Genomic DNA, 12,534 nt, shown 5'->3' on the forward strand with positions numbered 1-12,534 from the left:
GTTCCCTCCCCTTCACAAGGGGAGGGGCAGGGAAGGGTGTAACATTTGATACAGCAATCATGACTTTTCAAACACCCTCTTAGTAAAATTAGCATCTACTAAAATTAGCGCGATGAAAATTGTCACCAAAAATCTTTTACAACCAATATTTTCTCTAACTTTCCTTGTGGGACTCTCCGCACTGGTATCATCATGTCAACCGTCCCAACCAAATAAGACAACAACAGCTATTAAAATTGATGGTTCAGACACTGTTTACCCTATTACCCAAGAAGTCAGCAATGATTATAACTTCCAGAAAAATAATGGTAAATCACCTTCAGTAAAAGCAATTGAACTTAATTCTTCCGGTACTAGTAGCGGGTTTAAAAAGTTTTGTTTGGGAGAGACAGATATTAACAATGCTTCTCGACCAATTCATACTCACGAAATAAAAAAATGTAATCAAAATAACGTGACATTCCTTGAATTACCCATTGGTTTTGATGCAATAACAATAGTAGTTAACGCTCAAAATAATTGGGCGCAGGATATAACTTTGGCAGAACTCAAAAAAATCTGGGAACCATCAGCCGAAGGTAAAATTACTACATGGAATCAGATTCGTCCTACTTGGCCGAATAAACCCTTGAACCTTTATGGTCCTGATAAAGATTCAGGCACTTTTGACTATTTTACACAAATTGCCGTAGGACAAGAAGGGGCTATTCGTAAGGACTATAAAGCTGATAAAAATTACAAAGTCATAGATAGCAAAGTTAGCAGTGATATCAACGCCTTAGCTGTCATTCCCTACGCCTATTACAACTCTAGCAAAGATACATTGAAAGCCTTATCTGTAGATAGCGGTACTGGTGCAGTGATGCCTTCGCGGACAAGTGTGAAATGGGGAAAATACCGACCACTTTCTCGTCCACTGTTTATATATGTCAGCTATAAATCTCTTCGGCAAAAACCAGATATGAGAGAATTTTTAGCATTATACATGGATAAAGCACCTGAGTTTGTCAGTGCTATTGGCAATGTACCCTTAACAGATCAAGCTTACAAATTAAATAAGATCCATTTTAACAAAGGTAAAGTCGGCACTGTTTTTGAGGGTAAATCTCAATTTAATTTAACTCTAGAACAGGTCTTGCAAAAACAAGCTAAGTTCTAAGGGGATGTTTGAAAAGTTTTTAATGTATAAACAAACCCCTCTCCAAACCTCTCTCCGCTTCGGGTCAGATGATAGAATAGACCATCGGTATTTGTATTCCGTATAAGTTCAATTTCGTAACAATAATGGAGATTCGTTCAATGAATTGGCATAAGTTTAGATACAATATCAGACGGATCTTTCATAAATATAACTATGACCTTGTCAGGCATCCAATAGCTGATCTAGCCTTTATGTCATACGGAATCAATAAAGTTTTTGATGTTGGTGCTAATGTAGGTCAGTATGCTGAACGGCAAATATCACTAGGCTATACAGGTCAAATCATATCATTTGAACCGATTTCATCAGTTTTTACTAAATTAGAAAAAAATGCCCGTAGTTATACTAAGTGGAAAGTTTTAAACTGTGGACTTGGCAATTACGATGGAGAGGCTGTAATTAACATTTCTAAAAGTTCTGTGTTCAGTTCGCTTTTGAAACCAACTCCATTTCTCAATCAAATGTATCCTAATTCAGTATCTACAGTCCAGGAGAAAATTAAGATACATAAATTTGATTCACTTTTTAACGAATATTATCAACCGGGAGATAAAGTTTTTCTAAAAATTGATACAGAAGGTTACGAAAAAGATGTTTTAGCAGGTGCAATAAACTCACTTGAATATATATCAGGACTTCAATTAGAGCTATCTTTTAAAGAGCATTATCAAGGTGAATTATTATTTATGAATATGGTTAATTTTTTATTAGAAAAAGGATTTACATTGGTAGCATTAACGCCCCTTTATCATAATTTGAAAAGTGGCAATATATTAAAAGCAGACGGTATATTTTGGCGTTTATAATCCTATAGCATTGATTGACTGTCTTGTTAACTCTCAAAAAAACGCAAAGATGCTGAATAACACCTTTGCGCCTCTGCGCCTCTGCGTGAGCTAACTCTTAAGAAGCAACCGCAGTAGAACGAGTGCGTCGTCTTCTACCATCGGAAACCTTCACAGCAGGTTCTTCAGGAACTTGCATCAACAACGTCAAAGAAGGTTGACATTGCAACTCTCTCCGCATAGAACGCGCCAACTCACGTTCTAGAGTTTCCTGCAATCCACCCCAATCAGTATCAGCAGGTTGTCCTTCTACGGGAGAAAACTCCGTCCAGCGGACGCTAAGAATTTCCTCAATGCGTTGTTGTACCCATTTTTGCAAGAGCGATCGCTCGATGCTTGTCACCACACCCTGCATATGAATTTCCGTTTTTGCCATTAGCTTACCACTCCAATCAATAGCAGCAGCAATAGTCACAGTTCCTTCAGAAGCCATGCGTTGGCGTTCTTGCAACACTTTAGAACTCACCATACCAGAACTAGAAGTATCCACCAATTCAATCCCCGCTGGCACTTTTCCAGCAACACGGATAGAATCTTCCGTTAACTCGATGACATCTCCATTCTGGATAATCACCATATTTTCTGCCGGAATCCCCATACTTTGAGCAGTTTCCGAATGCTTCACCAACATCCGATGTTCACCGTGAAATGGCACAAAGAACTTAGGACGAGTTAAAGCAATCATCAGCTTTTGTTCTTCTTGACAGCCGTGTCCAGAAACGTGAATCCCTTTATCCCGTCCATAGACCACTTTTGCCCCCTGAATCATCAATTTATCAATGGTGTTCACCACAGCAATTGTGTTACCAGGAATGGGGTTAGCGGAGAAGAGAACCGTATCTCCTTGGCGAATTTTGATATGGGGATGTTCTTTATTGGCAATTCTTGTCATCGCTGCCATTGTTTCACCCTGAGAGCCAGTGGTTAAAATCAGCACTCTCTCATCTGGCATTCCCCGAACCGTATGCAGCGGTTGAAATAGGCTATCTTCACATTTGATATAACCTAAATTTCGAGCATGGGCGATTAAATTCAGCATAGAACGCCCAACGATTGTCACTACACGATTATGTTTTCTTGCTAGTTGCAAAATCATGTTGATGCGATGGACGCTAGAAGAAAAGGTGGTGACAAATAAGCGTCCAGTAGCGTGAGAAAATTCTCGGTCAAGGTTAGGAAAAACAGCCCGTTCGGAAGGTGTAAATCCTGGCAATTCTGCATTGGTAGAATCACTCAAGAGGCAAAGTACGCCTTTTTCACCATGTTCTGCCAGACGTTGTAAATCGAAAGTTTCACCATCTACGGGAGTATGATCAATTTTAAAATCTCCCGTGTGGATAACTATGCCTATTGGTGTATGAATAGCCACAGTGAAGCTATCAGCGATGGAGTGGGTGTTGCGGATATATTCGACAAAGAAATGTTTACCAATTCTCACCACGTCACGGGGAAGAACTTTTCTTAGTTCTGTGCGATCGCGTACCCCTGCTTCTTCTAATTTACCCTCTAGCATTGCCATTGCTAGTCTAGGTCCATGAATCACCGGAATATCAAATTGCTTTAAGTGAAAGGCAATTCCCCCGATGTGGTCTTCGTGACCATGAGTAACGATCATGCCCTTAATTTTGTGGCGATTTTCTCGTAGATAAGTTGTATCTGGCAATACAATATTTACCCCGTGCATGGCTTCTGTGGGAAAGGCTAATCCTGCATCTAACAGGATAATTTCGTCCTCATACTCGAAAACGCAAGTATTTTTACCTATTTCGTGTAAACCGCCCAAAGGAATAATTTTGAGAGCGGGATTAGATTCGTTTTTAGACATTTTCTCCTGGAGATTTTTGTTAGTTGTGAATCAGTTGATAGTTCGGTTTCTTGTATGAAAGAAAAGACCAAATTTTCTGTTTAAATTCAGCTTCTATAAAGTCCTATTTGATTTCGTTGACATCAAACTGAATGATTTTTATATTGTTCAGTTGTAGCACAAGTGTTAAGACGATAATCTAGTCACCATTTGTACACATTATTTATAAATCACTCACCTATTGGGGCTGAGATTAAATTCAGCTTTTGCATTACTGACTCTAATTTTTTCGATACATCCGTATCAGCTTCATATAACGGTAGACGAGTTGAACCTACTTCCCAACCTTGCAGTTTTAGCGCTTCTTTGACAGGAATGGGATTTGTAGTTAAAAATAGAGCTTTAAACAATGGAAACAATTGCAAATGAATATCAGTAGCAAGTTGAGTATCTCCCACTTTCCATGCTTGAATCATTTTTTGGATGTGATTACCCACTAAATGAGAAGCTACACTGACTATCCCTTGAGATCCTATGGCTAACATTGGTAAAGTTAAAGAATCATCTCCAGCGTAAATCTGAAATTCTTTGGGTGTCAAGCGACGGATTTCACTCACCTGATCTAAGTTACCACTGGCTTCTTTAATGGCGACAATGTTATCAATTTCCGCTAATCTTACCACTGTTTCGGAACTGAGGTTTTGTCCCGTGCGCCCAGGAATGTTATACAACATCATTGGCAGGTCAGGACAGGACTGGGCTATTGCCTGAAAGTGTTTGTATAATCCAGCCTGTGGCGGTTTGTTGTAATAGGGAACCACTTGTAAAGAACCATATACTCCTATTCTAGCCGCTTTTTGGGTGGCGGCGATCGCTTCTTTGGTGTCATTAGAACCAGAACCAGCAATTACTTTAGCTTTACCTGATACAGTTTGCAATACCTCAACAAATAATTGATATTCTTCGTCCCAAGTCAGGGTTGGAGATTCCCCTGTTGTACCACATACCACTATTGCATCTGTACCGTTGTTAACCAGATAATCTGCTAGTTTGGCAACTACATCATAATTAATACTACCGTCTGCCTTAAACGGCGTAATCATAGCAGTTACAATTGTTCCAAAATCTCCCACACTCTTTTCTCTCCTAATTTGTTAGTTGTCAGTTGTCAGTTGTCAGTTGTCAGTTGTTAGTTGTCAGTTGTCAGTTGTTGATTATCTAATGATTCATGACAAATGACTGAATTTAAACTTATACTGTAGTCAATTTCAGTAAATTTTTTCTAGTAATAATTCAGCAATTTGCACTGCATTTAAAGCTGCACCTTTACGGATTTGGTCGCCGCATAGCCATAAGTCTAAACCGCAAGCATGAGAAATATCCTGGCGAATTCTTCCCACCAAAACCTCATCTTTACCACTAGCATCTATAGGCATCGGAAAATAATTTGCTTGCCAATCTTCTACTAATTTCACCCCAGGGGATGTTCTTAAAATTTCTCTAGCCTCATCTGGATCAAAAGGTGTTTCAAATTCTAGATTAATGGCTTCAGAATGGGCGCGGAGTACGGGAACCCGTACACAAGTTGCGGTAATTCTGATTTCTTGATTACCAAAGATTTTGCGGGTTTCGTTCACCATCTTCATTTCTTCCTCACAATATCCCCAGGTTGTCATGGGAGAATTATGGGTAAATAAATTAAATGCCAATGGGTAAGGTAAAATCTCCGCTACTGGTTGCTTTCCTTGTAGTATAGCGTCACTTTGGATTTTTACTTCCTCCATTGCCTTCGCGCCAGCACCACTAGCCGATTGATAGGTGGCAGCGACAATCCTTTTAACTGGTTTAACTTGATGTAATGGCCAAACTGCCAAGGACATGAGAATTGTCGTACAGTTGGGATTGGCAATAATTCCTTGGTGAGTAAATGCGGCTTGGGGATTTACTTCTGGAACTACCAAAGGGACATCCGGGTTCATGCGAAAGGCACTGGAATTATCAATTACCACTGCTCCTTTTTCTACCGCTACACTCGCCCAAGTTTTGGAGATGCTACCCCCAGCACTAGCTAAGACTATATCTAGATTTGCCAAACTGCGATCGCTCACCGCCTCAATTTGGATCTCTTCCCCCTTGAATCTGAGTGTTTTTCCCGCACTGCGTGGCGATGCCAACAATTTTAATTCAGCCAGAGGAAAATTTCGGCTTTCTAGTAATTCCAGCAACTCAGTACCTACAGCACCAGTTGCTCCCAAAATAGCTACACGATAGGACTTAGACAAACTCGACTCCTCCTTTAAGAGGTAACTAGCACTTTTTTTAGGACAACTTAAAAAATCAAATGTTTCTGTTGTTCCTGTCAACAGCAGATTTTCAATAGTAAAATTTGCATATTCTCGTGATTATATCCCAATTTTTGATGACTATTGAGAGATTTGAGACTTTGTTGCTTACAGCGGTCTCCGCTCTTATGAGTTACATCCTAGCTCCCTCATCGCTTGCGGGGAGGGGGTTGGGGGTGGGGTTCTTGTACCTCATAACACCAGGAAGTGCTGTATATTGCAGTTAAAATTAATTTATATCGCACTCTACAGCTATGGAAGTCATAGCAAATCAAATTGTCATAAGAATACTCAGTAAGTGGGAAACTCAGTGTCTTCAAACCTGAGAGGGAAGCGACTCGTGCGGTTTTAACCCCCTTAAATATTTTCTCATTACCGCCTTGGAGTTGGCAAATTCGGGGTACTCTTGTGATGTACTTTCAACGGGACAATTACCGATTCAAATTTCCCAACTCTGTACGCATAATGTTTTGCTCCGAAGAGCCTCCCTTTCGGGGTGATGTTAGCCTCGTCAATGTTTTAAGAGCTTTTTAGACTTGCAACACTGTTTCAGTGACTTTAAAACTGTTTAATTGCAAATGACAGAGCAGGGAACTAGCTTCGCATTCCGGGGTGTCGTGACTCAAAAAACGTAGTCAATGAAGACTTAGACTGGTCAGTACAGTTTGCAATTTCTTACAAGCTCATTCCCTTTAGGGCTGAGTTACTGACACTACATTATCGTATAATATCCCATTATACAGCAAACTGCAAAAAAGAAAACCAAGGGCAATTAACATTTGGGTATTTGCTAGAATCCCTGCCTGTAAAGTTATGTTACCGGAACTAGGGCTGCTATGTTGAAAGAATATCATAAAGTGTTCAGTCCTTTACTTTTTGCAGTAAAATGGATCTCTGCTGAAAGACATTCACACGCATTTGTGTCTGAATGATATCTATTCAGAATATGATCGTGTTTCGTCAACAGCGAGTGAACTTAGGTCGGGATAACCGATCCTATACCCCGTAGAAGTAAATGTCTAGACTTGTCTAGTATTTAGATAGCAGATTAAAATACCAGAAAAATAGAAACAACGCATGAAAGTTACCCAGGAAAAACTTCCCGCCAGTCAAATTGGTTTACAAATAGAAATTACACCGGAAATTACCAAACAAAAATACGAGCAAGCTATTAGAAAATTAACTAATACCGCAAATATTCCTGGGTTTCGCAAAGGCAAAGTCCCCCGGCAAATATTAATACAACGTATCGGTAATCTTCGCGTCAAAGCAACCGCCCTAGAAGAAATGCTGCAAGAAGGCATTGACCAAGCAATTAAACAAGAAGCGATTACCGCTCTTGGTCAGCCCCAATTAAGTTCTTCCTTTGATGAATTAATTGTCAATTATGAACCAGGAAAACCCCTGACTTTTACCGCTTCTGTGGATGTCTTCCCAGAAGTCAAGTTAAACCAATACACTGGTTTAGAAGTTAAAGCGGAGGAAATCAAGTATGATCCTACCCAAGTAGATACAGTTATTGAAGCCCAAAGAGAAAAATCAGCAACTTTAGTCCCCGTAGAAGGACGTGCCGCCCAAATCGGTGATATGGCAGTAATTGACTTTAAGGGTGTAATTGCCAAAACTGAAGGGGATGATCCTGATAGTGAACCCAAACCAATTCCCGGTGGAGAAGGAACTGATTTTCAAGTTGAATTACAAGAGGATAAGTTTATTCCCGGTTTTGTCTTGGGTATAGTGGGCATGAACCCTGGAGAAACCAAAGAAGTATCTGCTCAATTCCCAGATCCTTATGGTAACGAAGAGTTATCTGGTAAAGCGGCGCTGTTTACCATTACCCTCAAAGAAATTAAAACCAAAGAACTGCCAGAATTGGACGACGATTTTGCCCAATCAGTCAGCGATTTCGAGACCTTAGAACAATTGCGGGCATCCTTAGAAGAACGGTATCAAAAAGAAGCTGCCGATAAAACCAAAGACAATCAGCAAGAAGCGTTAGTCAAAGAACTACTCAACCATGTTGAAATAGATTTGCCGACAACACTGATTGATCAAGAAATTGATGCTATGCTGTCACAGACAGCTATGAAGTTGTCCGAGCAAGGAATAGATGTCAGAAAGCTATTCACTCAAGAAATTATTCCCCAATTACGTGATAGATCCAAGCCTGAAGCTATAGAACGTCTCAAGCGGACGCTATCTTTACAAGAAATTGGCAAACGTGAATCTATTGAAGTGGCAACGGCAGAAGTGCAAGCTAGAGTCGCCCTATTGATGGCAGAATATCCTGATCAAGATTTGGATGAAAATAGATTGCGTGGAGTGGTTAAAGAAGAACTTTTAACCAAAAAAATCGTTGATTGGTTGCTAGAACGTTCATCTGTGGAACTAGTAGCGGAAGGTTCTCTAAGTGCGGCGGAAGCAACCGAAAGCACTGAAGCAGTTCAGGAAGCAGAAACCAGTAATCCTGAGTAATTGGTAATGGGTAATGGGTAATTGGTAATGGGTAATTGGTAATGGGTAATTGGTAATTGGTAATTGGTAATTGGTAATTGGTAATTGGTAATGGGTAATGGGTAATTGGTAATGGGTAATTGGTAATTGGTAATTGGTAATTGGTAGTTAGGAAATATCTACTCCCCCTACCTCCCCCACCCCCCCTACCTCCCCTACCTCCCCTACCTCCCCTACCCCCCCTACCTCCCCCACCTCCCCCACCCCCCCAACTCCCCCACCTCTTACTCCCACCTCCTGAATTCTGCCATATAGGGCATAATGGTTAACAGTTCACAATTTCATGCCATTTATTTTTAAATATTCTAGTATGCTTGTATCGCAGTCGGGAAATTACCCAATCAACAGCTTGAGTCCTATTGGTACTAGTGGCAGTTCTAGCAGCCCTAGTAATATTGTGCCAATGGTGGTAGAACAGTCTGGGATGGGAGAAAGGGCATTTGATATCTACTCCCGCTTACTCCGCGAGCGGATTATTTTTTTGGGAACTCCCATAGATGATGTTGTAGCTAATTCTATTGTTGCCCAATTACTTTTTCTCGATTCTGAAGACGCGGAAAAGGATATTCAATTGTACATTAATTCTCCTGGTGGCTCTGTCTACGCGGGTATGGCAATCTATGATACAATTCAACAAATACGTCCCGATGTTGTAACTATCTGTTTTGGGCTGGCAGCGAGCATGGGGGCTTTTTTATTAACATCTGGAACTGCCGGAAAGCGGATGTCTTTACCTGACTCCCGGATTATGATTCACCAACCCCTGGGTGGCGCTCAAGGACAAGCTATTGACATTGAAATTCAAGCGCGAGAAATTCTTTACATTAAGGGCGAATTAAATCAATTAATGGCCAAGCATACTGGTCAACCCTTGGAGAGAATTGAGGCTGATACCGAGCGCGACTTTTTCATGTCAGCAGAAGAGGCGAAGAATTATGGTTTGATCGATCAGGTCATTTCTAGACAAAATCTTCCCACAGCAGGGTAAATCGTCGTCATTCTGAAATAAGAGGCTGATATGTCTAAGTACGACTCCCATTTAAAATGTTCATTTTGTGGCAAGTCTCAAGAGCAGGTACGTAAATTAATCGCAGGTCCGGGAGTCTACATCTGCGATGAATGCGTTGACTTGTGTAATGAAATCCTCGATGAGGAATTGTTGGATACTAGTGCTGCGGCTGCGTCACAACCGGCGCAAAAGTCAGAACCAACGGAAAAACGTCGTACCAGTTCGTCTAATCTCTCGTTTAATCAAATCCCTAAACCGAGAGAGATTAAAAATTATTTAGACGAACACGTTATCGGCCAAGATGAAGCCAAAAAGGTGCTATCTGTGGCTGTTTACAATCATTATAAGCGATTGGCTATTCTTCAGTCTAAGGGTAATGCCAATGCTGGGACAGATGATGCCATCGAACTACAAAAGTCCAACATTTTACTGATTGGACCGACTGGTTGCGGTAAGACTCTCTTGGCACAAACTCTGGCGAAAATCCTGGATGTTCCCTTTGCTGTTGCTGATGCTACAACCCTGACGGAAGCTGGGTATGTGGGTGAGGATGTGGAAAATATCCTGTTGCGTCTGTTGCAGGTGGCAGATTTGGATGTGGAGGAGGCTCAACGGGGTATTATCTACATTGATGAAATTGATAAAATCGCCCGGAAGAGTGAGAATCCCTCAATTACCAGAGATGTTTCTGGGGAAGGGGTACAGCAAGCTTTATTGAAAATGTTGGAGGGGACTATTGCTAATGTTCCACCCCAGGGCGGACGTAAGCACCCATATCAAGATTGTATCCAAATTGATACGAGCAATATTTTGTTTGTCTGTGGTGGCGCTTTTGTCGGTTTAGAAAAAGTTGTAGATCAGAGGGTTGGGAAAAAGTCAATTGGCTTTGTGCAACCAGGTGATGTGCAAACTAAGGAAAAACGGGCTGCTGATACATTACGTCATCTGCAACCAGATGATTTGGTGAAATTTGGCATGATTCCTGAGTTTATTGGTCGGATTCCTATGGTGGCTGTGGTTGATCCTTTGGATGAGGATGCGCTGATGGCAATTCTAACTGAACCACAGAGTGCTTTGGTGAAACAGTACCAAAAACTGCTGAATATGGATAATGTCCAGTTGGATTTTAAACCAGAGGCGTTAAAAGCGATCGCTCAAGAGGCTTATCGGCGAAAAACTGGAGCGCGGGCTTTACGCGGTATTGTGGAAGAGTTGATGCTGGATGTAATGTATGAGTTACCCTCTCGCAAGGATGTGACTCGCTGTACAATTACTAAGGAAATGGTGGAAAAACGTTCTACTGCTGAACTAATAGTACATCCTTCTTCTTTACCTAAACCAGAGTCGGCTTAAAAGTCATTAGTCACTAGTCATTAGTCATTTGGATTTTGACTCTTGACTCTTGATTTTTTAATTTTTAATTCTTAGTTTTTAATTCTTGCAATGACTTATATAAATGTTCGGGGTGTAGACCATTATTACGAGTGGATGAAAAAACCATCAAATGTTATGAAACCGGTGATGGTTTTTTTGCATGGTTGGGCTGGTTCAGCGAGATATTGGCAAAGTACGGCTGAGGCTTTATTAGATAATTTTGATTGTTTATTATATGATTTACGGGGTTTTGGTCGTTCTCAATGTCAACCCCAAAATAATGGGAATTTAAGTTATGAATTAACAGAATACGCGGAAGATTTGGCGGTTTTATTAAATGAGTTAAATCTTGATCGTGTTTATGTTAATGCCCATTCTATGGGTGCTTCTATTGCAACTTTATTTTTTAATCGTTATCCCGAAAGAGTTGCTAAGGGAATTTTAACTTGTAGCGGCATTTTTGAATATGATGAAAAAGCTTTTTCTGCTTTTCATAAATTTGGTGGTTATGTGGTGAAATTCCGCCCGCAGTGGTTAAGTAAAATTCCTTTGGCTGATAAAATGTTTATGGCTAGATTTTTACATCGTTCTATTCCTAAAGCGGAAAGTCAGGCTTTTTTAGAAGATTTTGTTAATGCCCATTATGAAGCGGCTTTAGGGACTATCTATACCTCTGTGAGTAAGGAACAAGCGGAAACAATGCCGGGAGAATTTGCGAAGTTAACTATACCAACTTTGCTGATTGCTGGGGAACATGACATTATTATTCCGGCTGAATTGGGGAAAACGGCGGCGGCTTTAAGTGATAAGGTTCAATTAAATATTATTCCCAATACGGCACATTTTCCGATGTTGGAAGACTCAGAAACTTATTTAGCAATAGTCAAAGAGTTTTTGAATAATTGATATAGCGGTTATTGGCAGGGGAAGGGCGCAAGCCCTGCGCCCCTACGGTTTTGAGATGTGTGTTATTTTAGAGGTAAATAGGGGGTAAGTTTATGACAATTACCAGTAATTTTACTACTAAGTTACAAGGACTCTATGAAACTGATGATTATTTATGGTTATTAGAAACTATTAATTTATTGAAACAAGGTCGTTTTGATGAGGTGGATTTAGAGAATTTAATTGAGGAGTTGGAAGATTTGGGAAGTGAAAAGAAAAATGCTGTAGAAAGTTTATTACAGCAAATTATTAGACATTTATTACTGTATCAGTATTGGACTATTGAAGTTGAGAGAAATTCTGGTCATTGGCAAGCTGAGATTTATAGTTTTCGAGATCAACTTAATGCTAAATTAACCACAAATTTACACAATCATTTAGTTGAAGAAAAATCAAAAATTTACCAAAGGGCATTAGGATATGTGCAAAGAAAAACTAATTTTCAGGTTGATTTTCCCGCAGAATGTCCTTATTCTCTTGAACAATTATTAGATATTGAT

General features: G+C 40.2%; 10 protein-coding genes. 7 read left to right on the plus strand and 3 right to left on the minus strand.

Going from position 1 to position 12,534, the window contains the following annotated elements; all coding sequences use genetic code 11:
• Nucleotides 1-112: 112 nt before the first annotated feature.
• Both FJR37_RS15955 and FJR37_RS15960 read left to right on the plus strand, forming a co-directional pair.
• Nucleotides 113-1,159 carry a PstS family phosphate ABC transporter substrate-binding protein gene (locus FJR37_RS15955; protein WP_168466491.1) on the plus strand — a complete coding sequence of 349 codons (1,047 nt, stop codon included), beginning with the start codon at nucleotides 113-115 and terminating at the stop codon, nucleotides 1,157-1,159.
• 233 nt (nucleotides 1,160-1,392) lie between these two features.
• Entirely contained in the window at nucleotides 1,393-2,007 is a 615-nt protein-coding gene (locus FJR37_RS15960; RefSeq protein WP_052149956.1) for an FkbM family methyltransferase, read from the plus strand.
• A gap of 97 nt (nucleotides 2,008-2,104) precedes the next feature.
• On the opposite strand, the gene FJR37_RS15965 is transcribed toward FJR37_RS15960, so the two are convergent.
• From FJR37_RS15965 to FJR37_RS15975, 3 genes are all read right to left on the minus strand, one after another.
• Nucleotides 2,105-3,871 carry a ribonuclease J gene (locus tag FJR37_RS15965; RefSeq protein ID WP_039202639.1) on the minus strand — a complete coding sequence of 589 codons (1,767 nt, stop codon included), beginning with the start codon at nucleotides 3,869-3,871 and terminating at the stop codon, nucleotides 2,105-2,107.
• Between the two features lie 209 nt (nucleotides 3,872-4,080).
• The gene (gene dapA, locus FJR37_RS15970; RefSeq protein ID WP_168466492.1) at nucleotides 4,081-4,983 is read right to left on the minus strand and encodes a 4-hydroxy-tetrahydrodipicolinate synthase; all 903 of its coding nucleotides are present in this window, start codon (nucleotides 4,981-4,983) and stop codon (nucleotides 4,081-4,083) included.
• Between the two features lie 135 nt (nucleotides 4,984-5,118).
• Nucleotides 5,119-6,132 (minus strand): aspartate-semialdehyde dehydrogenase, encoded by a 1,014-nt coding sequence (locus FJR37_RS15975; RefSeq protein WP_039202646.1) that lies wholly within the window; start codon nucleotides 6,130-6,132, stop codon nucleotides 5,119-5,121.
• Nucleotides 6,133-7,269: 1,137 nt separating this feature from the next.
• On the opposite strand from FJR37_RS15975, the gene tig reads away from it, so the two are divergent.
• The 5 genes from tig to FJR37_RS16005 form a co-directional block, all read left to right on the plus strand.
• The gene (gene tig / locus FJR37_RS15980) at nucleotides 7,270-8,667 is read left to right on the plus strand and encodes a trigger factor (protein ID WP_168466493.1); all 1,398 of its coding nucleotides are present in this window, start codon (nucleotides 7,270-7,272) and stop codon (nucleotides 8,665-8,667) included.
• 349 nt (nucleotides 8,668-9,016) lie between these two features.
• Nucleotides 9,017-9,694, plus strand: coding sequence for an ATP-dependent Clp endopeptidase proteolytic subunit ClpP (gene clpP, locus FJR37_RS15990; protein ID WP_039203649.1), 678 nt, complete (start codon nucleotides 9,017-9,019; stop codon nucleotides 9,692-9,694).
• Nucleotides 9,695-9,724: 30 nt separating this feature from the next.
• Nucleotides 9,725-11,068, plus strand: a complete 1,344-nt coding sequence (gene clpX, locus FJR37_RS15995) for an ATP-dependent protease ATP-binding subunit ClpX (protein WP_168466494.1) — start codon at nucleotides 9,725-9,727, stop codon at nucleotides 11,066-11,068.
• 90 nt (nucleotides 11,069-11,158) lie between these two features.
• Nucleotides 11,159-11,995: an alpha/beta fold hydrolase gene (locus FJR37_RS16000; protein ID WP_168466495.1), complete on the plus strand. Its 837-nt coding sequence runs from the start codon at nucleotides 11,159-11,161 to the stop codon at nucleotides 11,993-11,995.
• A 92-nt stretch (nucleotides 11,996-12,087) separates the two neighbouring features.
• On the plus strand, nucleotides 12,088-12,534 hold a 447-nt coding region (locus FJR37_RS16005; protein WP_168466496.1), incomplete at its 3' end, for a DUF29 domain-containing protein.

Origin of the sequence: Aphanizomenon sp. UHCC 0183 (assembly GCF_009712065.1) — a bacterium.
In the GTDB taxonomy this organism is placed as follows: Bacteria; Cyanobacteriota; Cyanobacteriia; order Cyanobacteriales; family Nostocaceae; genus Dolichospermum; species Dolichospermum heterosporum.

What these genes read in the sequence shown, in the direction of transcription:
- FJR37_RS15955 (WP_168466491.1), top strand. Translation starts at nt 113, where the DNA reads ATGAAAATTGTCACCAAAAATCTTTTACAACCAATATTTTCTCTAACT.
- FJR37_RS15965 (WP_039202639.1), bottom strand. Translation starts at nt 3,871, where the DNA reads ATGTCTAAAAACGAATCTAATCCCGCTCTCAAAATTATTCCTTTGGGC.
- FJR37_RS15960 (WP_052149956.1), top strand. Translation starts at nt 1,393, where the DNA reads ATGTCATACGGAATCAATAAAGTTTTTGATGTTGGTGCTAATGTAGGT.
- tig (WP_168466493.1), top strand. Translation starts at nt 7,270, where the DNA reads ATGAAAGTTACCCAGGAAAAACTTCCCGCCAGTCAAATTGGTTTACAA.
- FJR37_RS16000 (WP_168466495.1), top strand. Translation starts at nt 11,159, where the DNA reads ATGACTTATATAAATGTTCGGGGTGTAGACCATTATTACGAGTGGATG.
- clpP (WP_039203649.1), top strand. Translation starts at nt 9,017, where the DNA reads ATGCTTGTATCGCAGTCGGGAAATTACCCAATCAACAGCTTGAGTCCT.
- clpX (WP_168466494.1), top strand. Translation starts at nt 9,725, where the DNA reads ATGTCTAAGTACGACTCCCATTTAAAATGTTCATTTTGTGGCAAGTCT.